The organism is Salinisphaera orenii subsp. halophila YIM 95161 (assembly GCF_003732545.1).
GTDB classification, from domain to species: Bacteria; Pseudomonadota; Gammaproteobacteria; order Nevskiales; family Salinisphaeraceae; genus Salinisphaera; species Salinisphaera orenii_A.
In genome coordinates this window covers 41032-63811 of the sequence record NZ_AYKF01000066.1, presented here as the reverse complement: position 1 = coordinate 63811, position 22780 = coordinate 41032, and the positions used below count along the sequence as shown (strand labels likewise).

General features: G+C 60.1%; 20 protein-coding genes. 19 read left to right on the top strand and 1 reads right to left on the bottom strand.

What is annotated here, in order from left to right; translation table 11 throughout:
* The first annotated feature begins 214 nt into the window (after positions 1-214).
* The 13 genes from SAHL_RS05030 to SAHL_RS04965 all read left to right on the top strand — a co-directional run bounded on the left by SAHL_RS05030 (position 215) and on the right by SAHL_RS04965 (position 14720).
* Positions 215-1513, top strand: coding sequence for a flippase (locus SAHL_RS05030; RefSeq protein ID WP_221177839.1), 1299 nt, complete (start codon positions 215-217; stop codon positions 1511-1513).
* Positions 1498-2415: a sulfotransferase domain-containing protein gene (locus SAHL_RS05025; RefSeq protein ID WP_123590306.1), complete on the top strand. Its 918-nt coding sequence runs from the start codon at positions 1498-1500 to the stop codon at positions 2413-2415. Before SAHL_RS05030 ends, SAHL_RS05025 begins: the two co-directional genes overlap by 16 nt.
* Complete coding sequence (locus SAHL_RS05020; RefSeq protein WP_123590305.1) at positions 2412-3356, top strand: glycosyltransferase; 945 nt, start codon at positions 2412-2414, stop codon at positions 3354-3356. Before SAHL_RS05025 ends, SAHL_RS05020 begins: the two co-directional genes overlap by 4 nt.
* On the top strand, positions 3353-4204 hold the full coding sequence (locus SAHL_RS05015) for a sulfotransferase domain-containing protein (protein WP_123590304.1): 852 nt from the start codon (positions 3353-3355) through the stop codon (positions 4202-4204). Before SAHL_RS05020 ends, SAHL_RS05015 begins: the two co-directional genes overlap by 4 nt.
* Positions 4201-5646: an O-antigen polymerase gene (locus tag SAHL_RS05010; RefSeq protein WP_148045495.1), complete on the top strand. Its 1446-nt coding sequence runs from the start codon at positions 4201-4203 to the stop codon at positions 5644-5646. The genes SAHL_RS05015 and SAHL_RS05010 overlap by 4 nt, the downstream gene beginning before the upstream one ends.
* Before the next feature lie 26 nt (positions 5647-5672).
* On the top strand, positions 5673-6854 hold the full coding sequence (locus SAHL_RS05005) for a glycosyltransferase family 4 protein (protein ID WP_148045494.1): 1182 nt from the start codon (positions 5673-5675) through the stop codon (positions 6852-6854).
* A gap of 330 nt (positions 6855-7184) precedes the next feature.
* Positions 7185-8309 carry a glycosyltransferase family 4 protein gene (locus SAHL_RS05000; RefSeq protein WP_123590301.1) on the top strand — a complete coding sequence of 375 codons (1125 nt, stop codon included), beginning with the start codon at positions 7185-7187 and terminating at the stop codon, positions 8307-8309.
* 250 nt (positions 8310-8559) lie between these two features.
* Positions 8560-9189 (top strand): GNAT family N-acetyltransferase, encoded by a 630-nt coding sequence (locus tag SAHL_RS04995; RefSeq protein ID WP_221177838.1) that lies wholly within the window; start codon positions 8560-8562, stop codon positions 9187-9189.
* 323 nt (positions 9190-9512) lie between these two features.
* On the top strand, positions 9513-10142 hold the full coding sequence (locus tag SAHL_RS04985; protein WP_123590431.1) for a sugar transferase: 630 nt from the start codon (positions 9513-9515) through the stop codon (positions 10140-10142).
* A 312-nt stretch (positions 10143-10454) separates the two neighbouring features.
* Positions 10455-10706: a type II toxin-antitoxin system Phd/YefM family antitoxin gene (locus tag SAHL_RS04980; protein ID WP_221177837.1), complete on the top strand. Its 252-nt coding sequence runs from the start codon at positions 10455-10457 to the stop codon at positions 10704-10706.
* Positions 10706-11128 carry a type II toxin-antitoxin system VapC family toxin gene (locus tag SAHL_RS04975; protein WP_123590299.1) on the top strand — a complete coding sequence of 141 codons (423 nt, stop codon included), beginning with the start codon at positions 10706-10708 and terminating at the stop codon, positions 11126-11128. The genes SAHL_RS04980 and SAHL_RS04975 overlap by 1 nt, the downstream gene beginning before the upstream one ends.
* A gap of 250 nt (positions 11129-11378) precedes the next feature.
* The gene (locus SAHL_RS04970; RefSeq protein ID WP_123590298.1) at positions 11379-12554 is read left to right on the top strand and encodes a DegT/DnrJ/EryC1/StrS family aminotransferase; all 1176 of its coding nucleotides are present in this window, start codon (positions 11379-11381) and stop codon (positions 12552-12554) included.
* 213 nt (positions 12555-12767) lie between these two features.
* Positions 12768-14720: a polysaccharide biosynthesis protein gene (locus tag SAHL_RS04965; RefSeq protein ID WP_148045493.1), complete on the top strand. Its 1953-nt coding sequence runs from the start codon at positions 12768-12770 to the stop codon at positions 14718-14720.
* Between the two features lie 450 nt (positions 14721-15170).
* Here SAHL_RS04965 and SAHL_RS04960 read toward each other — a convergent pair whose 3' ends face one another.
* Complete coding sequence (locus SAHL_RS04960; RefSeq protein ID WP_123590296.1) at positions 15171-16739, bottom strand: cryptochrome/photolyase family protein; 1569 nt, start codon at positions 16737-16739, stop codon at positions 15171-15173.
* 158 nt (positions 16740-16897) lie between these two features.
* Between SAHL_RS04960 and SAHL_RS04955 the strand changes: the two genes are divergently transcribed.
* The 6 genes from SAHL_RS04955 (at position 16898) to SAHL_RS04930 (ending at position 22771) form a co-directional block, all read left to right on the top strand.
* Positions 16898-17746: an SIR2 family NAD-dependent protein deacylase gene (locus SAHL_RS04955; RefSeq protein ID WP_245968387.1), complete on the top strand. Its 849-nt coding sequence runs from the start codon at positions 16898-16900 to the stop codon at positions 17744-17746.
* A 58-nt stretch (positions 17747-17804) separates the two neighbouring features.
* Entirely contained in the window at positions 17805-18443 is a 639-nt protein-coding gene (cysC, locus tag SAHL_RS04950; RefSeq protein WP_123590294.1) for an adenylyl-sulfate kinase, read from the top strand.
* Positions 18444-18562: 119 nt separating this feature from the next.
* The gene (locus SAHL_RS04945) at positions 18563-19039 is read left to right on the top strand and encodes a protease complex subunit PrcB family protein (RefSeq protein ID WP_184947389.1); all 477 of its coding nucleotides are present in this window, start codon (positions 18563-18565) and stop codon (positions 19037-19039) included.
* 109 nt (positions 19040-19148) lie between these two features.
* Positions 19149-19589: a low molecular weight protein-tyrosine-phosphatase gene (locus SAHL_RS04940; RefSeq protein WP_123590292.1), complete on the top strand. Its 441-nt coding sequence runs from the start codon at positions 19149-19151 to the stop codon at positions 19587-19589.
* Positions 19590-19719: 130 nt separating this feature from the next.
* Positions 19720-20988, top strand: a complete 1269-nt coding sequence (locus SAHL_RS04935) for a polysaccharide biosynthesis/export family protein (protein ID WP_148045492.1) — start codon at positions 19720-19722, stop codon at positions 20986-20988.
* A gap of 355 nt (positions 20989-21343) precedes the next feature.
* Positions 21344-22771, top strand: a complete 1428-nt coding sequence (locus tag SAHL_RS04930) for a polysaccharide biosynthesis/export family protein (RefSeq protein WP_184947387.1) — start codon at positions 21344-21346, stop codon at positions 22769-22771.
* Positions 22772-22780 lie beyond the last annotated feature (9 nt).

The window sequence follows — 22780 nt, the reverse complement described above, 5'->3', positions numbered from 1 at the left end:
CAGCAGTCCGTGTAGCCGTATCGACTCCCCTTGGGTGAACTTTGTGTAGAGCGTTTGCGCCGGCGATGTGCCGTAAGTGATGGGAACAAGCAGTGGAAAGTACCGGGAAGACAGGAATGACCTTCCCCGTAGACACTAAATGAGTGGACATGTGATCGGACTATCTCGGCGTGTAGGCCGACGCTTGAGCGGAGACGGCCTACGGGCCCAGCTCTTGCGTGGCGGCATCGGCAGCCTGGCAATCAAGTCAGCAAACGCCATTCTTGGTTTCGCCGTGGCCGTGGTGCTGGCTCGTGTCCTTGGTCCGGAGGGCTACGGCGTTTATTCCTTCGCCCTTGCTTTGCTGATGGTGACTGCTATCCCCGCACAGGTTGGTGTACCTCAGCTTGTCGTGCGCGAGACGGCGACGGCACAGGCGGACGAGGACTGGGGCCTAATGCGAGGACTGTGGCGCTGGGGCAACGCCGCTGTCGCGATTCTCTCCGTACTTGCGTTGTTGGCTGTGAGTGGCGTTGTTTTATTGACGGATATCGGCGGCGACGGCCCCCGAGCGGCAACGCTTACGGTCGGCTTGGCAGTGATTCCCTTGCTCGCGCTGGCCAAGGTGCGAGGCGCGAGCCTGCGCGGGCTGCGCAAGGTCGTGCAGGGGCAGCTCCCTGAAAGCGTGATCCGTCCAGCCGTGTTGCTCGCATTGGTCGGTGCGTGGGCCGCCTTGGCTGGACCCGGCAACACGATGCGGCCCGAGCGAGCAATGGCACTCTACGCAGTCGCATCAATCTTGGCGTTCGGCATCGGCGCCTGGCTGTTGCGGCGGTTCCGGCCGTCTGTCCTCTCAACCGCGCCACGGCCCGTATACCAACATCGGGCATGGGCTAAGGCCGTCATTCCGTTGGCGCTGATTACCGGCTTGCAGCTCATCAACAACTACGCAGATCTTATTGTTCTCGGTATTTTCCGCGCGGATGAAGAGGTAGGCGTCTATCGAGCCGTCTTCCAGATGACCCTGCTAGTGGTTTTTGGCTTGCAAGCCATGAATCAGGTGCTGCAACCGCACTTTGCCAGGCTCTATCAGCGCGGCGACTATCATCGCCTGCAGCGACTCGTAACGCTGAGTGCGCGAGTCATTCTGGCGCTGGCGTTGCCGCCAGTCCTGCTATTCCTCATAGCCGGAGAGGTCCTTCTCGCTTGGGTTTTTGGTGACGCTTTCCGCACCGGCGCGGTAACCCTTGGAGTGTTGGCAGTAGGACAATTATTTAATTCTGCCATGGGGTCTGTCGGCATGCTGCTGAATATGACAGGACACGAGCGGGACACAATGCGTGGCATCGCCTGGGCAGCGGCTGCCAATGTTGTGATGAACTTTGCGCTTATTCCGATTTTCGGGATGGAGGGCGCAGCTGCGGCTAGTGTATTGACGCTAATCTGGTGGAATATCCTGCTCAGGCGCGCTGTCATAAAGCGGCTTGGGTTAGAGACACTCGCTACAGGGCCATTGCCATGGAGCGACTTATGAATTCAGAGCGGAAACCGAACGTATTTTTGGCTGGGGCGCCAAAATGTGGGACCACATCACTGGCTTATTGGCTTTCTCAGCATCCGGAGTGTTATGTATCCCCCAAGAAAGAGCCGCATTATTTTGGCGATTTTCTGCGCAAGAAAATGAGCCTTAGTGAATACGAGAGGTTATTTCTTGGTGCCTCACCAGCTCATAAAGCGCGTATCGATGCGTCCACAAGCTACTTCACGATGCCGGAAGCGATTGAGCAGATCGTAAATTATCGTTCGGACGCGAAATTTATTGTAATGCTGAGAAATCCTATTGATCTGGCGTATTCATTGCATTCAGAGTCCCTCTTTGGAGGAAGCGAGAACAAGCCGTCCTTCTGGGAAGCATGGCAATTGCAGGAAGATAGGCAGAGGGGAAGACGTGTGCCCCTCGCGTGTAATAACCCGAAAATGCTCGATTATCGTCAACAAGCATTGTTAGGCCACGCGTTGCAGGGATTATTAAGTTACGTGCCGCCAAGTCGTATTCATTGGATCTTCATTGAGGATCTCGCGACAGATACGCCTAGAGTATATAGCGATGTGCTGGGTTTTCTGGATCTGAGTGGGGATCAGAGAACCGACTTTACGTCGAAGAATCGTTCCAAGCAGAACCGATTTCCACGTATCAACCGAACCATGCGTGCGGCCGGCCGGTTTCGGTCAAAAATTGGTCTACCTGGGTTGGGACTTCGTGCAGCACTTAATCGGTACGCTCATCGGGAAGTGCCGCGAGAGCCGCTTTCGGACAAACTGCGGCGAGAGTTGTACAGCTCTTTCGAGGAGGATATTCGTCTTCTGGAATACTTGACCGGGCGAGATCTGGGTCACTGGGATCCGGAACAGCGTGAAGACGTGAGGCAAGGATGATGCAACTTGCTGGTGTTCACGTTTATAGTTCGCTAACAAGGCCCGCTATTTCCGCTGTTATCCCGTCTTACAGGCGTTATAACGAGGTCGTGCGCGCAACGCGCAGCGTCCTGGCCCAGACGCTTGCACCGCTGGAGGTGATTGTAGTCAACGATGGCCCGGATGGCAGAAAAGCTAGGCTTTTGGCAGAGCTGGGTGATGAGCGGATACGGTTTCTTGAAGCGGTCCGTCGTGGCAGCGCGTCGGCAACTAGGAACCACGGTATTCGTTATGCGCGTGGTGACTGGGTAGCGCTCCTGGATGACGATGACGTCTGGCTTCCGGGAAAACTGGAAGCTCAGTTTTCGACGCTTGAGGGGTCCGGGCACACTGAAGCTATTCTTGCCGGACAGGAGCGCGTTCACCTGAGTAATGGTCGTACGCACCTTCGTCCGCCTGGGGCGGACGGCGAGCCTGTTGCTGCGGTGAAGATGTTGTTCGGTGGGCGAGGTGTGCATACGTCAGCCTTGCTTGCGCCAACGTCCGCTTTCCGGCGTTATCCGTTCAACGAGGACGCGGAGCGCCACGAAGATTGGGAGTGGCTGTTACAGGCGGGGCGTGAGCTACCTGTAATCGTCGCGCCAGACGTGGTGTGCGAACGGTGGATGAGACCTGGGGAGGGCTTAAGCCGCCCAGGGGGATTTGACTACACCTGGAACTGGTATTTGCGCAATCGGGCACTGATTGACACGCATAGCCGAGTTCGACTTATCTGCGGCCCGTTGACTAGAAAAGCCGCCTTTGATCGCACGCCGAGCGCGCTGTTGCGCCTGCTCCCAGAGCTGCGGCGAAATGAGGGATTGAGCCCTTCGAATATTGTGCGAATTTCGGTGCCTTGGCTTATTTCATCCAAATTGCGCGAATTCGCACGCAATCGCCTAACGCGTGACACTCAGCAATGAGGTTGCCGAATTTCTTCATTATAGGCGCGCCCAAGTGCGGCACGACCTCGTTGGCGCGGTGGCTGGCAGAGCATCCGCGAATTTTTATGTCGCCAATCAAGGAGCCGCATTTCTATTCAACGGATCTAGCGAACGGCTCTGTAACAAGCCGCCGGCGTTACGAACGCCTGTTTAGAGAGGCTGGCGACGAACATCTTGCTGTAGGTGAGGCGTCGACTTGGTACCTGTATTCACGAGAGGCCGTCCCGACGATCGAGCGCGAATATTCGCATGCGTTATATATCGTGCTGACGCGTGACCCTAAGGAAATGGCGCATTCGTTATATCACCACAATCGGCGTGTGCTGCATGAAGATCAGCCGAGTTTCCAGCTGGCCTGGGGGCAGCAAGGACAACGCTCGGCCGGGAACAGCATTCCTCGCTCTTGTCGAGAGCCCGCTTTTCTGCAATACCGGGAGGTGTGCAGTCTTGGCTCTCAGTTAGAGCGCTTGTATCAACAGGTGTCGGCCGAGCGGATTCTGCATGTGCCGTTGTCGCGCTTGCAGCATGACCCTGGGCGGGCGTATCAGCACGTGCAGGACTTCCTCGGCGTGACGGACGATCGACGTAGCACCTTTCCGCCCGCAAACGAGGCGCGCGGGCACCGCAGTGCCACGATTCAGAAGCTGCTCCGCATTGGTGGACGAGCACGTCTGGCTTTGGGAATCAACCGCGGTCTCGGCCTTGGGCACTTCAACGAGCGGCCTCGGCCTAAAGAGGCGCTGAGTGACGCGTTCGTCGACGAGTTGGCGCGGAGCTTTGCGGCTGAAAGGCGACGTCTGGACGCCCTGACAAGGGTGTCGGGATGAAATCCTGGCTCCACCGCTCACGAATCTCGCCCTTCGTTTCGATGACGGTCGCGGAGCGGGTGGCGCTTGTCGGGCTGTTGGCTCTTATGGGGTTCATGACAATGCCGTTCGCCATCGCTGCCGAGGCCAGCAGTCGTCTGTTGCTCTACGGGGGCTTTGTTGCCTATCTATTCGCGCTTTCAGTCCCTTTCATCTTTCGACAGTGGACACCGGGGGTCTTCCATCCTCTTGTGTTTTATGTCGTATGGGTCGGCATCCAAGGGCTTTTGCGCGGAGAAATGGCGCTGCCCGTGACGGGGCTGGACTACCACCGCGCTTTGAGTGGCTCCGCGGCCTTGGATTTAAATGCCCTAGTCGCTGAATCATTTCTGCTCGACGCAGCGGCGCTCGTTTTTCTGTACACCGGATATCTCTTGGCGCCGAACTTCCGGGTCCCCCGGCTGGCGGTCCCGGTAGCGAGATGGCCTGCCGTCAAAAGCATTATTTGGCTCGGTATCGCTGGCCTTGGCGTCGTGATGCTGGCAACGATCGGCGGCGGCCTCGATCAAGTGTTGATGCAGCGGGGGATCGCTTCTGATCAGCGTATTGGCGCGCAAGTTGGCGGCCAATGGGGTTTTCTCGCAGGAACGGGCGTTGTTGCGCCTCTGGTTTGGCTCGTGTGCGATCGTCGCGCTGTTCGAAATCCTTTGTTCTGGGCGATTTTGGCCGCTGCGCTTGTAATCAAATTTGCGGCCACAGGCTCCCGTGGGGGGGCCATTGTTCCGTTGATAATAATCGGCGCGGTTTATGTTCTCCAGAGTCGCAACATTCCCTATTCCGTTGTGCTTACAGGAATCATCGTGGCACTTGTGCTCGTCGGTGGATTGGGACAGTACCGACAGGCGACGATGGACGCAGAAAATCTCGGTGGAGTGGCGGTGCAAGGCGGCCCTATGCAGTGGATGGGTCAAGCGGTGAACGAGATGGAGGGTGGTGCTGGTGAAAATAATGGCCAGCTAGCGGTGCTCGGCAAAGTGCCGACTCAAGTGCCGTATCTATTGGGCGAATCCTATCTATCCATTCCATTTGTTTTCGTGCCCAGTGCTGTCTGGGGTGATAAACCGGATGCAGCAGGGAAGCTCAATGCGACTAGAGTTTATGGCAATCCGCTAAACGCTATTCCGCCGAAAGCAGTTGGCGAGGCGTACTGGAACTTTTCTTATGTGGGAGTCGTCTTCGTATTTATGCTTTATGGGGCATCTCTAAAGGCTCTTGCAGCAATGTTTAGGGCTAATTCGAATCATCCCATTATTCTTGTTCTCTTCGTATACGTCCTTTTTTATTTGCAGCCACATACGCCGTCAATATACGGATTTTTCCACGCTGCGGTGCCAGCAGTATTTATCTTGCTCTCTTTCTTGGTTCGCGTTGATGGCCGCATGCGCTTTCAAGATCCTGCTTAGATGCGCTTAAAGAATATAGGGGTTTCGTGAAACTCATCGCATTTATGATAAAGCCTGGCCGCATAACTGGCGGCCCCAAACGTCTTCTTGCTTTAGCTTCTGCGTTGCGCAGAAATCACGTCAGTGTGTGTATCGTCGCTCATCCTGATAGCGAGCTTTCTGATGCAGCGAAGGCGCAAGGCCATGCCGCGGCTCAGTTTCCGCTTAGTGGATTGCTCGCTTTGCAACAGCAAGGACTTTTTGGCACGGGCGTGGTCTTTAGGTGCCGCGTGATGATGGCAATGGTTCGGCAGCATTGGTCGGTGTTGCGTTGTATCCAACGCAACAACGGCGATGTCGTTTGGTTTCGAAGTAGCAAGGGTGTTGCTTTTGCTGCGATGGGCGCCTTGTTGAGCGGTCGGCCCCTAGTTTGGGACGTAGATTATGAGCTGCGTTCTAAAGGGGTTGTTCGTTATTTGCACCGCTTCGGGCTATGGGCGGCTCAATTGGTTGTCTTTCAGTATACGGAAGCGCCAGATGCGATTTTCGGCCGGTTTTTGGCTAACAAGTACCGACATAAGTTTCACGCTATCTTGCCAGGTATCGATTTCTCGTCGTTGGATTCGGTTATTAAATCTGTAGCTGCTGATGTTGGTAGCGTGGACGACCGACCATTCACTATTGTGCAAGTAGGAACAATTTGTGATCGTAAGAATCAGCAGTTTACTCTCGATGCACTTACACGGCTCCGGATGGACGGTTTGGAACGACCGATAAAGCTGCTCTTGATTGGCGGCGTTTTTGATGAGAAATATTTGGAATCTATGCGTTCTGTGATCGAGAGTCGAGGTATGGGAATTTCAATTGAATTTTTGGGTTGGCGGGGCGATGTGCACAAGCTGATTGCTTCGTCCAATCTTATGGTGATGCCTTCAAGGGATGAAGGAGTGCCAAATGCGGTGCAGGAAGCGATGTATTTGGGTGTGCCCGCTATCGTGAGTCCGGCGGGTGGTATGCCGGAGATAATAGAGCATGACAAGACAGGCTGGGTTCTTTCTTTGGATGATCCTAAAGTCTGGGCTACGCAAGTTAGAAAATGCGTCGAAATACCTGGCCTGTGCCGGCGTGTCGGGCTGGAGGCCGCTGCCTACGCAAGGACCCATTTTGCTATGGACGCTTGGGGAGCAAAATATGCAAAGTTGGTGCGAAATATTGTTGAAAATAGATGAAAAATATGCTTATTTGCTGGTTATAATTACAGAATTTGGTGATAACCATTGATTGATCTTTTTTGTTATAAATGCCATTTAAAGTCTGACGATTCGTTCTAAAAGTTAGTTGAAAATTTTTGAGCGTAAAGCGTAATAGTTCAAATGCTTCGCCTTCGCGATCATTGCTCGCATGGTATGCCTTGTTGCGGAACACCGTGTAACCCGGCGCAAAATCGAATGAACTATCGACACGCTGAAACAGCTTCTTGGCGCTACGCGGCCTTTTGGCTAGAGATTGTGTGCCAACCCATGATCGGTCTTTTTCGATAAAGGCGAGAGAATGTCTCTATGCATGTTCTGGTTGTCGGGGGAGTGTCCCGCTCTTTGGTGAATTTCCGTGGCCCTCTGCTAGGGGCGATAATTCAAAAAGGGCATCGAGTCGACGCTGCGGCACCGGGATTGTCGGCTGATGCGGAGACGAAGGTGGCCTTAAAGGAAGCAGGCGTAACGGGTCATGACCTGTCGCTGGAGCGATCTGGGCTCAACCCCTGGCGGGATCTGACGGCGCTTATCGAATTGGTGCGCCTTATGCGGAAAATTAAACCCGATGTTGTACTGGCATACACCATTAAGCCTGTGATTTGGGGGATGCTTGCCGCGCATTGGGCGCGTGTGCCTGGACGTTACGCTTTGATCACGGGGCTTGGCTACGCATTTACCGGTGCTAACGCCGATAAGCGAGCACCTGTGCGCAGCGCGGCGCAGGCTCTTTATCGCCTGGCGCTGCAGCGTGCGACGTTGGTCTTTTTTCAAAATCCGGACGATCAGCGTGATTTCCGGAAGTGGCGCTTGCTTTCGGCGAAAGTGCAATCGCGTGTAGTGAACGGTTCGGGCGTTGATATCGATTACTTCCGGCAAGCCGCCTTACCGGAAAAGCCTATGCGCTTTCTTCTCATTGCACGCCTATTGGGTGACAAGGGTATACGCGAGTATGCGGTCGCGGCACGCGCGCTACGTTTACGGTATCCGGAGGTCGAGTGCCATCTCGTCGGTGGTTTGGATCCCAACCCGAACGGTATTTCGGAAACGGAAGTTTGTGCATGGCACGCGGCCGGCGATGTGATCTGGCATGGGAAGCTGGCCGATGTTCGTCCGGCAGTGGCTGCAGCGCATGTATATGTTCTTCCAAGCTACCGCGAAGGAACGCCGCGCACGGTGCTCGAGGCAATGGCGATGGGGCGCGCGATCATTACCACAGATGCGCCGGGGTGCCGTGAGACTGTGGAGCGTGACCACAATGGGTTCTTGGTGCCGCCGAGAGACGCGGGCGCGCTGGCGCAGGCGATGGAGCAATTAGTCCTGGATTCTGGCTTGGTCGAACGGATGGGCAGGCGGTCCCGCGAGATCGCTGAAGCTAAATATGATGTGCGCAAGGTCAATGCAATAATGCTCAAAGATATGGGTCTTGTATAACTGCGGCTCGGCGTTTTGCTTTGCTGAAAGCCTCGTAAGTCAGGTGAGGGCGCTATCTATTTGTGCTGACAGTGGCTTTAGTTGGGCGCTCGGTTTCGTCGGTGTGAAGCAGAGTAAGCATAATAAGGGATAGCCTATGGGGTTAGGCCATAATGAGTGGGCTCAGACCTTTGTGCATTTGTTAGCACTTTTAGTAAGCAGTGAATAACGTGACTCAAATTTATTGCGCGTTGGTTGCGTTGAGGGCGACATGATAGAAGTGTTGGCTTACTCTATTAAGTATCGTTTCCCTGTGCTCTTCCGGGCGGCTGAGAAGGTCGCCCGTGTGGTAACGACGCTGCGTTTTGGAGCTCGAATTCGTCGAGCCCGCAGTCGCGCCGGGATACATGGGGCGGTGCGAGATAGATGCGCCGTAATGCACCCGCTTGATGTTGTGGACATAAATCATCTTTGCGCTTTTATTGAGAGTTTGCCACAAGAACATTTGCGGTATTTCAAACCCCATCGTTTTGATCGCGCATCCTTACAGGAGGTGCTACGTTCACAGGCATTCTTGAGCTACGGGCTGTTTGTAGATAATCGATTGGTTGGCTATGCGCTGCTCAAAACTTATCCGACCGGAACGGCGTTTATTGGGCGCGTAATTCATCCAGATTATGCCGGCATGGGTCTTGGCAGTTTTCTTGCGCGCTATCTTTACTGGCAGGCCTCGTTAGCTAACCTGCGTGCTCGTTCTACTATTAGCCGCCATAATACGGCTTCGCTCGCATCACATCGCGCTGTGGCTGACTATCGCGTTGTCGCTGAACTGCCAAATGAATACTTGCTAGTCGAATTCTGTCCTCTGACCGCTGAGCCTCCCGAATTATCAATTTCTTGAAATACAATCGCGCCGATCGTGTGCGGTGTGTCCTATGACTAAGAAGTTAGACGCAGTAAGTGCAGGAGGAAAGGGGACAAGAAATTTTAAGGTTGTGAGATTGAAGCGGACAGTTAATGTGACTTACGGGAGCGGTGTGCTTGCAGTTTGTTCCCGCTGGGGATGTGTTGTAGCGCGGTCATATTGGGCCCAACGCGCGGTTGTGGAGAACGTCCGAAGTACGAGCATCGGCAAGGGACGCGCGGCTCTGGACGAGGCGACCATTGGCCGGCTCGAAGCACTTGTTGGCGATACGCAGCGCCGTTATGGCTATGCATGACGCCATGACGGAAAAGGCGGGTGCGGTTCGTGGTGGTCTTTCTCGATCACAGGCGGCCGGCAAACGCGGCTTCGACCTCGCTTTGGCAGCGCTGGGGCTGGCGCTGTCGTTCTGGTTGATCGGCCTGGGTTGGCTGGCTGCGACTCTGGATAGCCGGGCCGGCGGTTTCTTTACGCAACAGCGGGTCGGGCGCTGCGGCCGTCGGTTCACGGTGGTCAAGCTGCGTACGATGCGAGCGACGCCGGAACCGGGGACAAGCATCACCCGGTCCGGCGATCCGCGCATTACCCGCGTCGGCCGTGTCCTGCGGCGTACCAAGCTGGACGAACTGCCCCAGCTCTGGAATGTACTCAAGGGCGACATGAGCTTTGTCGGCCCGCGCCCGGATGTGCCGGGATATGCCGATCGGCTGGTCGGCGAAGAGCGGCTTCTGCTGAGCGTGCGCCCCGGTATTACGGGCCCCGCCACGCTAACGTATCGAAACGAGGAGGCGATCCTCGCCGAACAGGCGTGCCCGGAGCAATACAACGACGAGGTGATCTACCCGGACAAGGTCCGGATCAACCTCGACTACATCCGCAACTGGCGTTTCCGGGACGACCTTCGCTACATATGGCAGACCGTTGTTGATTGAAGGGGGGGGCTGCCCAGTGGCGCGGGCTTTCATGGAAGCCACGATTTGCCTTGCGCGGTCGGGTCAAGATCGTTATGTCGTCATATCACAGGCGCGCCCTGAGGCTTGCGGTGTGGCGTCGGAGGGCGCGCGTTGGGCTGGCCGGACGTGCGGTCTGATCGCCGATAACGTGTTGCCACGGCTGCCGCTTTCGCCGAGATCGAGCTAGAGGTGGTCGCGTCTCGCTTTCGAAAGCGCCGAACTGGCTGCCTGGTAGCTTGTTTTCGACGAGACCAGTTTGTAGACTAGTCTAAACGAAGTAGCAGGTCGATCATGCACAAGTCAACCGATATTGGCGCTTACGAGACCAAGACGCGCTTGGCCTCGTATCTGCGTAAAGTGCAGGCCGGGGAGCGATTCACGATCACGCAGCGCGGGCGCCCGGTCGCCGAGCTTGTGCCGTATGGCGCTGCCGGACGGGATACCAGGCCGGAGGCATCGCGCCGGATGCAGGCGTTCATGCGCAAACAGGCCACCGCGACCGGTTTGGACATCAAGGCGCTGATTGACGAAGGCCGTGATTAGTGCGGTTTGTGGTGGACAACTCGGTCGTCATGCGTTGGCTTTTCGCGGACGGGAGCGACGCCGATCGAGCCTATGCTGAACATGTTCTGGACGTGCTCGGCGGTCCGAACGTTCAGGCGATCGCCCCGTCGATCTGGCCGCTGGAAGTGGCTAACGTGATTTCTCGCGCCGAAGCCAGGAATGTGTTGGTTAATGCGCGTAGTGCCGAGTTCTTGCGGTTGCTTGATGCGCTTGCGATTGCTGTGGACGGTGATACCGCCGAGTACGCGCTCGGTACCACGCTTGAACTCGCGCGCCGCTACGCCTTGTCTGCCTATGACGCGGCGTATCTGGAGTTGTCGCTGCGAGAAAGCGTACCGATCGCCACGTTGGATGCCGACCTGCATCAGGCAGCCGAGAATGCGGGCGTCGAAGCCTTGTAATGTCATTGAACGCGCGGCTGATCATGTCCGGATGCCTGTGCGCCATGGGCGGTCGAGTGGCTGTCGATGTAAACGGTGGTGGCCGGCTTGGGTGCTGGCATCGTAAGCCGGCAGACGAGGCGTCCGGCGCCTGCCGGTTGAGCCTCGGATGACGCGTTGCTCGGTGATCCAACCAACGGCTGGCGCATTATCTGGAAACAGCAGAGAGCTTTGATGCTTCGATTCTGGTCTATATTCGCCGAGTGCATGCATGCTTGATGGTCCTTTCGCCCCTTGGCCGAACTTTACCCAAGAGGAGGCTGACGCGGTCCAGCGCGTGCTGTTGTCCGGTCGCGTGAATTACTGGACCGGCGAGGAATGCCGGGCGTTCGAGCGCGAGTTCGCGCAGTTTGCGGAGACGCGCTATGCCGTGGCTGTTGCGAACGGCACCTTGGCGCTGGACGTGGCGCTGGAGGCTCTGGGTATTGGCGACGGTGACGAGGTGATCGTGACGCCGCGCACTTTCGTGGCCTCCGCCTCGTCCGTCCTCAACGCGGGGGCGGTGCCGGTATTCGCGGACGTGGACGCGGCGTCTCAGAACATCACGCCGGATACGGTGGCGCCGCTGATCGGCCCGAAAACGCGGGCGATTGTTTGCGTGCACCTGGCCGGCTGGCCCTGTGAAATGGATGGCCTGCGCTCGCTGGCGGATGCACATGGCCTGTATCTCGTCGAGGACTGCGCGCAGGCGCATGGCGCGCGCTACCGGGGGCGCTCCGTTGGCGGCCTGGGGGATGTGGCGGCCTGGTCGTTCTGTCAGGACAAGATCATGACCACCGGGGGCGAAGGCGGGATGATCACGACCAACGATGAGGCGCTCTGGTCGCGCGCCTGGTCGGGCAAGGATCACGGCAAGAGTTGGCACGCGGTGTACGAGCGCGAGCATCCGCCGGGTTTTCGCTGGCTGCACGAGTCGGCCGGGACCAACGCGCGACTGACGGAAATGCAGGCTGCCATCGGCCGCATTCAGCTCGGGCGCATGCCGGACTGGCACGCGCAGCGCGCGGGACATGCGGCCGAGATCATGCGAATGGCGGCGGCGTGCCCGGGCTTGCGGGTGCCGGAAGTGCCGGCGCATATCGAGCATGCCTGGTACAAGGCGTATGCCTTCGTGCGCCCAGAAATGCTTGATCGCGGTTGGGATCGCGACCGCGTGATCGCCGAGATCAACGCGCGTGGCGTGCCCTGTTTTTCGGGAAGCTGCGCGGAAGTTTATCGCGAGAAGATATTTGCGGCGCGAGGGCTCGCACCCGACCGGCGACTTCCGACGGCGCAAGCGCTGGGGCAGACGAGCCTCATGTTTCTGGTGCACCCGACGCTCACCGCCGAAAATGTGCGTGCCACATGCGACGCAGTCGAGGCGGTCATGGGTGAAGCGACCTTGTAGATGAGTCGCTTGGCGAAACAGGTACCGTCGTATTCGGTATCGAGTTTTAGTTTTGTGCAATTTTTTGGTCTATTCGTTAGCCTTCAACTCCCTGCGGGCACTTTTCGACGAGTTTCCAAAGCGCCGTAACGGCGTTAGAGTGTCGTCCTCCTAGGGGCAATCGGGGATAGGTGTGTTCTGGTCTGGGGAGGCCTGGAACACGCCGACTGACAATTGAAGAGATTTCGCGAGCAATTGATCGCACTGCCGCGGCCGGCCAAACGGTTGCTGGTGGGGCTGATGGATTCCGGGGGCGCGTTCGCGGCTGCCGGAATCGCCATTTTTTCGCAGAATGCATCGCTGCGTTCCGTGGTCGATCCCTGGTGGCAGGTTCCATTGATGGTACTGCTGGCCGAGGCGTTCGTGCTGCGCGCCGGGCTCTACAAGTCGGTGATCCGCTACATCGCGATACCGACGGCCTACAGGATTGCGAAAGTCGCGTTCATGGTTGTCGCCGTGCTGTTGGCGCTGCGTCTGCTTGTCGATGTGCCGGCCTTCCATGCCGGGGTCGTGATCAACTTCGGCCTTCTGCTCGCATTCGTACTCGGGGCCGGACGCCTCGCAGCACGCCATTTTCTCGGGGTGACATCGGATCGCGACGCCGAGCGGCTGGCCATCTTCGGTGCGGGGGATGCCGGCGCACAGCTGGCGTACAGCCTGTCGAGCGATCGCCGGCGCCGCGTCATATGCTTCGTCGACGACAGGCACGGTACGGCGGGCATGATGATCGCGGATGTGCCGGTCTATCAGGCCGATGACCTGCCCGGGCTGATCGAATCCCAACGTATCAGCAGTGTCCTGCTCGCCGTGCCCTCGGCATCCAGGCGCCGGAAGAAGGACATCATCGACTGGCTGGAGCCGTTTCCGGTCACGGTGAAGACCGTGCCGGCGCTCGGCGAGATTCTTTCCGGCAAGTCGCGGATCAGCGATATACGGGATATAGAGATCGAGGATCTGCTCGGGCGTGATGCCGTGGCGCCGGACGACGCCCTGCTGTCGGCGACAATCAGGGGGCGTAGTGTGATGGTCACCGGTGCCGGCGGCTCGATCGGCAGCGAGCTGTGCCGCCAGATCGTGCAATTGGCGCCCGAGCATCTGGTGTTGTTCGAGGTCAACGAGCTATCGCTGTTCAATCTCGAGCGCGAGATCCGCAGCCATCTGGACCCTGAGCGCCCGACGCGCGTGACGGCAATACTCGGCAGCGTGCTCGATGCGTCGCTGGTTGCCACGGTCATCCGCCGGTTTCGTATACAGACGCTTTACCATGCAGCGGCTTACAAGCATGTGCCGCTCGTCGAACAGAACGTCGCGGCCGGTCTGTGCAATAACGTGCTGGGCACCCGTAATGTCGCCGAAGCCGCGGTGGGCGGTGGTGTCACGCGATTCATATTGGTATCCACGGACAAGGCGGTTCGTCCGACGAACGTCATGGGGGCGACCAAGCGGGCTTCCGAGCTGGTGGTCCAGGCCATGGCCGCCCGGGTGGCCTCGTCCGAGGGTTGTATTTTTTCCATGGTCCGCTTTGGCAACGTGCTGGGCTCATCCGGTTCTGTCGTGCCGTATTTTCGGGAACAGATAAACAAGGGCGGGCCGATTACGGTGACCCATCCGGATATCACGCGTTTTTTCATGACCATTCCTGAAGCCGCCCAGCTGGTCATTCAGGCAGGAGCCATGGCCCAGGGGAGCGAAGTGTTCCTGCTGGATATGGGGGAGCCGGTACGTATCCGCGATCTGGCCAAGCGGATGATTCATCTGGCCGGGTTCACACATCGCGATGAGCGCAACCCGAATGGCGATATTGAAATCGTCTACAGCGGTCTGCGGCCGGGCGAGAAGCTCTACGAAGAGTTACTGATCAGCGAGGCGTCGGCCACGACCCAGCACTCGATGATCGGTTGCGCGCAGGAGTCGTATCTGCCCTGGGAGGAGCTGCTCCCGTGGCTCGAGCAGGTGGAGGTTGCGGTCACAAGCCAGCGGCGGGGGCAGGTCAAGCAGTTGCTGCAACGTGTCGTGTCCGAATATACCCCGGCGACGGACGATCACGACGCGATCGGCGACGCGCAGGAGGTCGGATCGTCGGTGCCAGATCATCCGCTTCGACACGGCGCCGTTTCATTCCAGTGATACGTCTCTCGTCCGTCTTGTCTTGTAGCGGCCCGTTGGAACGAGCGCGACCAACCGATAGGTCTGCGGGCATGCACTACGCCGAACTGTATCCGGCGGTGTGCGGTGCCCTACGGCAGGGTCGCGAACCGCAGTGCTGCGATTGAACATGTGTGAAGTAATTCAGGGCACGGGCGATCGGGTTCGCTTCGGCATATCCCGAAAGGGTGCCGCGGGCATCTGTCGGGCTCGAGGCCAGTCGTGCTGGGGGCGGAATTCCTGGCCTGGTGTAGGGGCGCCGAAGTAGATGGGCCGATCACGCCCGCTCGCGGTATCGAAGATGACCTCGTTGGCTGCGGTGATTTGGCTCGCCGCGTGAACGCGGCTCGATGGCTCGGGCTGGCAGACATCCTGTCCGGAGGGGGACGGCTCGAGGCGTTGCGCTGATAGCCGCCCGCTCGTGAGCGCGCATCAAATACGTTCGCCGTTCGCAATCCGCTGGCGCAGCGTGCGCGCCTGCTCGCGTATCGCCGTGATGAGGTCGGTGTCGGCCCGTTTCTTTTCCAGGTTCTTCACCTGAAAGACCATGCGATGGTTGTGCTCGAACACGTTCATGTTGCGGTCGAGAAAGTCCCAGTAAAGCGTTGTTATCGGGCAGGCATTCTCGCCGGTGGCCTTGCGGTGATCGAACCGGCAGTTCTTGCAGTAATTGCTCATTTTGTTTATGTAATTGCCTGATGCGCAATACGGTTTGGTGCCGATGACGCCGCCGTCCGCGAACTGGCTCATGCCCAGCGTGTTCGGCAGGCTGGCCCAGTCGATCGCGTCCAGATACATGGCCAGGTGCCAGTCGTTGAACGCGCGCGGATTCACGCCGGCCACCAGGGCGAACAGGCCGAGCACCATCAGGCGCTGGATGTGGTGTGCGTAGCCGTTGTCCAGCACATTGGCCATGGCGTCCGCCACGCAGGTCATGTCGGTATCGCCGTCCCAATAGGCGCGTGGGACCGGCAGGTCGGCGGACAGCGCGTTACGGTCGGCGTAGCCGGGCATCTCGCGCCAGTAGACGCCGCGGACGAACTCGCGCCAGCCCAGGATCTGTCGCACGAAGCCTTCCACGCAGGCAATGGGTGCGTCGCCGGCCTCGTAGGCGGCAACCGCGGCGTCCACGCACTCACGCGGATCCAATAAATGCAGGTTCAATGCGGCCGACAGTCGCGAGTGGTAGGCAAAGCGCACGCCGGTCCAGAGCGCGTCCTGGTAGGGGCCGAAGACGGGCAGGCGGTGTTCGATGAAATCGGCGAGGGCGGTCCGCGCTTCGTCACGCGTCACCGGCAGGTCGAAGCCGTCGGTATGGCCCGGGTGATCGGGATAGCGCGTCTCGATCAGTTCGATGACGTCGCGGGTGCACGCATCCGGACGGAAGGCGCGGACATGCGGCAGTGCGCCCGGGCCCTGACGGCCGAAGGTCTCGCGGTTGGCCTTGTCGAAGTTCCACTGGCCGCCGGCGGGTTCGCCGTCATCCATCAATATGTCGTGCTCGCGGCGCAGGCCGCGGTAGAAGTCCTCGAGCACGATGCGCTGGCGGTCGGCCGCCCAGGTGTCGAACGCCGCTGGGTCGCAGTAGAAGTGGCGGTCCGGCCGGATCTGGAGGGCCCGATCGTGTTGGTCCGCGCACTCCTGCAGCAAGCTCTGCACGCGGTGGTCGCCGCTCTCGGTCATGACCAGGCGTTGCGGCTGGTGGATGCGGATTCGCGCCGAGAGGATGTCGGCGAAACCGCGTCCGCTGTCGCGGCGGCGATCCGCGCTCAGCGCGTGATAGTCCACCTCGAAACCGCGATCGCGCAGCGCATCTCGGTGATGGCGCATGGCGGCGAAGAACATAACCAGGCGTTTCTTGTGACACCACACGTGGGTCGCTTCGGTCTCGTTCTCCGCCATCCAGACGACGTCGCGTTCGGTGTTGAAGCCGTCGAGCGCGGACAGCGTCGGGTCGAGCTGGTCGCCGAGCACGATGACGAGATTGCGGACGCTGGACATTGAAGGCTCCTTGAGGCCCGCGCCGGGCCGTCGATGGCTGATGCCTCGATCGTACGCAGACGCTGGGTGAATGGATGGCGGCATCGGTCAGCGATGGCCTGGCTGGAGAGGGCCGAACCGGGCCATCGCCCGCGCCGCGTGTTGGCGCGACCGAACGCATGCGGCACACTCGGCGCAGCATTCCACCGGACGGGCCGAAGACGATGCCGTTCCAGGCGCTGCGTCGGCGACAGGCCGATGCGTCGATCGATCACACCGAACTCGAGCGGGCAGCCGACATGCTGCGCGACGCGAACCGCGTGCTCGTCATCACCGGTGCAGGCATGTCGGCGGACTCCGGGCTGCCGACATATCGCGGCATCGGCGGCCTCTACGACACGGACCGGACGGAGGACGGCGTGGCGATCGAGGACGCCCTGTCGGGCGCCATGTTCGAACGCGATCCGGCGCTGACGTGGAAGTACATCGCCCAGATCGAATCCGCCTGCCGGGGTGCCGCGCCCAACCGTGGGCATGCCGTTCTCGCCGAGTGGGCGTCGCGTTTCGAGCGGCTGTGTGTGCTGACGCAGAACGTCGACGGCTTCCACCGAATCGCCGGCAGCGACGACGTCATCGAGATGCACGGCAACATCCACGGTTTGTCGTGCGTGGCCTGTCGTCATCGGACACGCGTCGACGACTATGCCGGGCTCGGTGCGCTGCCGCCGCGCTGCGAGGTCTGCGGGGGTGTGCTCCGGCCGGATGTCGTGCTCTTCGGCGAAATGCTGCCCGCCCGTGCCGTCACGCGCTACGAGCGGGCGCTGTCCGACGGCTTCGATGTGGTGATGAGCATCGGCACCACGGCCGTGTTCCCCTACATCGCCGCGCCGGTGCGCGAAGCCTGGCAGAGTGGCTATGGCACGATCGAGATCAACCCGCAGCCGACGGATATCTCACGCTTCTGTCATGCCATAATGCGTGCGCCGGCGGCGAGGGTGCTGGAGCGGTTGTCGGAACGCATCGGTTGAACACACGTCACGAGACGGCCTGTCGCGCCGTCGTATGCCACGCAGTGAAAGGTAGGGCATGAGCGAGAGCAAGAGCACGAATATCGTCTGGCACCAGGGCACCGTCGAGCGCCCCCAGCGTGAGATTCTGAACCGTCACCGCGGTTTCACGATCTGGTTCACCGGGCTGTCCGGCTCGGGCAAGTCCACGGTGTCCGTCGCGCTTGAGGAGCGCCTGCACGGCATGGGCTGCCGGACCTATCGGCTCGACGGCGACAATGTCCGCAGCGGCCTGAATCGCGATCTGGCCTTCTCGCCGGAGGATCGCATCGAGAACATCCGCCGGATCGGCGAGGTCGCCAAGCTGTTTCGCGACGCGGGCGTCATCAACCTCACCGCCTTCATCTCGCCCTACCGGCGCGATCGGGAAATGGCCCGTGCGCTGAGCAGCGACAACGACTTCGTCGAGGTGTATGTCGATGCGCCGCTGGATGTCTGCGAGCAGCGCGATCCGAAGGGGCTGTACAAGCGGGCCCGCGCCGGCAGCATCCCGAATTTCACGGGCATCAGTGCGCCGTACGAGCCGCCCGAGGAGGCTGAGATCCATATCCGCACGGGCGAGTCGAGTGTCGACGAGTGTGTGGAGCAGATCGTGGCGTATCTATTGGCCAACGACTATATCGAGAGCGGTCTGGTCGAAACGGCCGGCAACGGCTGAGTCGGGGTCGGTTTTCGGTGTGGCGGCCTTGCGATTCGGCCCGGCGGCGCGAAATACGATCAGCGTGATAGGCTACGCCGCTGTCCCCAGCAATGTCCGAATCCCCAGGAAGCTCCGTAATGACGCGAATGTTGCTTTGTGGCGTGGCGCTCACGCTGCTCGCGGCCTGTAGCCTGAATCCGTTTCAGCGTGGTGACAGCCTGCGCGTTCTCGAAGAGAGCCGCTACTGTGGTACGCCGTCCCAGGACTCGGACGCCGTGTTCTTTGGCGACTCCGCACGATTCGGCGACTGGATTGCCTATCGCAGCATCGAGGAATTCGATGCCGATCTGGCTGCGGATCGCGGTGTACTCGTGGTGGAGATGGGGCAGCGCCCGACCGGCGGCTACGGTATAGATCTGGACCGCGACAAGACATCTATCGAGGACGGCACGCTCACCGTCGGCATGACGTGGTCGGCGCCGCGGCTCGACGCGGCGGTCAGTCAGGCTCTGGTGGCGCCCTGCGTGGTGTTGCGCCTGCCCCGGGGGGATTACACCGACGTGCGGGTCGTCGATCAGCTGGGCGATGTGCGGGGTGCTGCGGCAATTGATTGATCGTGTCCAGGCCTTGAGGTCCGGACAAGACGCGCGCTCGCCGGCTGTGGTGTGACTCGAACCCGGCGGCGTGCGTGTATTCTGAATCGAATGGAAGACTGACCGGTTTATGCAATTCCAGAGCATCCTCGTAATCTGCACCGGCAACATATGCCGTAGCCCGCTCGCGGAAGGTCTGTTTCGCCGCGATGCGCCGCGGTTGAACGTCTCTTCTGCCGGTATTGGCGCCGTGGTCGGTGGGACAATGCCCGATCCCGCCGCCCGGATAGCCGAACGCGAAGGCCTGGCTCTGGAAACGCATCGCGGCCGACAGGTCGACGAGCAGATCATTCGCGACCATGATCTCGTTGTGGTAATGGAAGAGGGTCAGCGTCAATGGCTGACGACGCGGTTCCCGCAGAGCCGGGGGCGGGTGTTTCTGCTGAGCCACTGGCGTGGCGGTGAGGACATCGCCGATCCGTATCAGCGTTCGGAGGAGTTCTTCGAGCACATCTACGCCGAGCTCGAGCCCTGTGTGGCGGACTGGGTTCACCGTCTGGTGCCGGGATGATGGGTTTCGTCGGCCACGGGGCCCGAGACCGTCGCCCAGCGGCGGCGTCGATGCTCAAGCGAACCGGTGCCGTCGACCCGGCCCGGTTTCTTTCGTGTCTCGAGCGGCACGGCAGCGATGGTCGAAGATCGTGATCTCAAGCAAGAAAGAGTTACGCATGCAAAACGGCATTCATGGGGGGCCGGCGGCCCAGTCTCGGGCGAGCCGGCTGTTTCGGGGCATCCTGGTGACCACTCTGGCGACCGCGGGCCTGACCGCCTGTGCGCTGCCGGGTTACCGTTCCGATATTTCGGATACGGGCCACTGGTACGAGTTCGGCTCGGATGAAGAGCGCTCGTACCCCGAGGTGCCCGAAGAGGAAATCGACTATGATCCGCGCGTCGTGTCGATTACGCCCAGCCTGCTGAAGCGCCAGGCGCGTGAACGCGATAACAATACGCTGACCGCCGAACAGCAACAGATCACGGCGGCGCCGTCTACGATCGAGAACTATACGATCGGCCCGGGCGATGTCCTTAAGGTGATCGTGTTCGGACAGCCCGACCTGACCAATCCCACGGGCAGTAGTGGCTCCAGCGATGGCATGCAGGGGCAGCTGGTCAGCGCCGACGGTACGATCTATTTTCCCTACGCTGGCGAAGTCGACGCCGGAGGCATGACCATTCAGGAATTGCGCCGCGAGCTGTCGCAGCGCTTGGCGGGCTATATCCGCGAGCCGCAGGTCGACGTGCGGGTGGTGCAGTACCGCAGTCAGCGGGTGTTTATTTCCGGCGATATCGTCAAGCCCTGTACGGTGCCGATAACCGACGTCACGCTCACCGTCCTGCAGGCGCTGGACCAGTGCGACACCCTGGCGAGTAAAGAAGGCGGTGGTGTCGGCGTTCAGAACGTCGTGTTGATTCGCAACGGCGAATCCACGCCGCTGGATCTCAACGAGATCTATTCATCCGGCAAGCCGATCCCGCTGCGCCCGGGCGACCGGTTGCTGGTGGACGACAGTGCCAATCGCGTATTCATGGTCGGCGAATTCACCGAGCAGATGGCGCTGCCGTATTCCACCGGTGGCATGTCGCTGAGCGACGCGATTGCGGATGCCGGCGGCGTGAACCTCGAGACCGCGGATACGAGCTCGATCTACGTCATTCGCGGTTTCGTGAGCGAAGAGGAGGGCGCTGACGGCGGCGTCCAGACCAAGGTGCGGCCGACGGTCTTTAAGCTCGACGCGAGTTCGGTCGGCGGCTTCCTGCTGGCGAATCGGTTTACGCTGGAGCCTCGGGACGTGGTCTTTGCGGCGCCGGCCAGCCTCGTGAACTTCAACCGCGCGCTTGCGCTGATCACGCCGTCGCTGGACGTGCTTTTCCGCAGTTACCTTCTGTACGACCGCTCCCAGAATGACTGATCGGTTCGCGTGATGGTCGAACGAGCCGGCTTCGCGCACGCTGCGGTGCCGGCTCGGTATGAGCGGTGCTTGCGGATACGGAAACGCTGAACGTGCGAGACAGGCGATATAGCAATACAACTCCATCGGTTGCAGCAGCTGCACGTGTTTCGGCGGCTGCCCGGCCCTATGGTGTCGGTGCGTCCACGTCTGGGTGTGATCTGCGCCTTGATGCGAGCACCGCCAGTGCGCCAGGCCTGGTCTGCCGCCGGCCGTCGCCGTTCTTCATCAAGCGTCGCATCGGTCAATGATGGCGGCGCCCATGGACGCTCGGTCATGCTCTCGATGGGCGCGGATCGTGATGATTGGTGCGCTCATGGCTGCCGTCACCGGCTGTGGCACGCTGCCCGGGTACGAAGGGCGCGTGAACGAGCGACGCGGCGTGCTGGGAATGTCCGGTTCGTCGGTCGTGACCTACGATGAATATCTGGCATCTCAGCAGAACGTCATTTACGAGCCGCGTCTGGTCTCGGTCACGCCCGAATTGCTGCACCATGATATGAAGGTCAGTGCGGCCGAATTGCGTCGTCCGCCGACCGACAATCCGGACGCGGGAGAGCACCAAAGCTATCGGCTGGGGACCGGCGACATCGTCAAGGTCGTCGTTTACGGTTATCCCGAACTCAACAACCCGGGCTTTTCCTCGGGCCCGGGCGTGCGTGGTGGCACGAGCGCTCGTAGCGGGGGCGCGGCCGGACAGCGCGGTGGCGGCGGCACCGGGCAATCCTCCGCCGGCGCGGCGCCCATGCTCGCCTGGTTGGTGGAGCAGGATACGGCAGGCGGCGCCGCGCTTGCGCCGAGCCCGCTCATCGACAGCGATGGCGCCAGAGCGCCGAAGGGCGGCTTCGTGCAGGGCCAACCGGTTTCCGCGGACGGCACGATCTACGTGCCGCATGTGGGTCCAGTGGAGGCGCGCGGTCGAACGCTGAGCGAACTGCGGCAAGCGGTGAGTCGACGCCTGTCGGGTGTTATCACCCAGCCCGCCGTGGATATCCAGATGCTCCAGTACCGGAGCAAATATGTCTATGTCTCGGTCGAGGAGGCGCCGCCCTGCGCGGTGCCCGTGACCGACGTCGAGCTCACGGCGCTCGACGCCCTGACTCGGTGTGACACGCTGGCGTTGCTGGCCGGGCAGAGCGCGGATATCCAGCGCTACGCCCGACAGGACGAGGACAGGACCGGCGTCTCGCCCGAGGACCAGCGCCGGATCCGCACGGTGGGCGTGGATAGCGTCTTGCTGTTCCGCGATGGCAGAATGCAGCGCCTTAATCTCAACAAGTTGTATGCGAAAGGCGAGACGGTCTCGTTGCAACCCGGGGATCGTCTGCGCATCGACGACCATAACGATCAGGTTTTCATGGTCGGCGAATTCCGTATTCAGCGCGCGGTGCCGTATTCCAGCGGCGGCATCTCCCTGATCGACGCGATCGCCGACGCGGGCGGTGTGGTGCCGGAAAGCGGCGAAGCGCAGACCGTCTATGTGTTGCGGGACTTCGTGCACGATCGCGTCGCCGATCACGGTGAAGGTGACGACTCTTCGATCATTGTTCGCCCGAAGGTCTACGCGGTCGATCTGGATTCGCCTCAGGGATTCATTCTGGCGACGCACTTCCGACTCAATCCGCGTGATGTCGTTTTCGCGGCCTCGGCGCCGCTCATGCCGTTCAACCGGGCGATCGACGAGTTGGTGCCCGAATTGGACGACCTGCTGGATAACCTTCTGATACTGACGAACGACGACTGACTTCCAGAG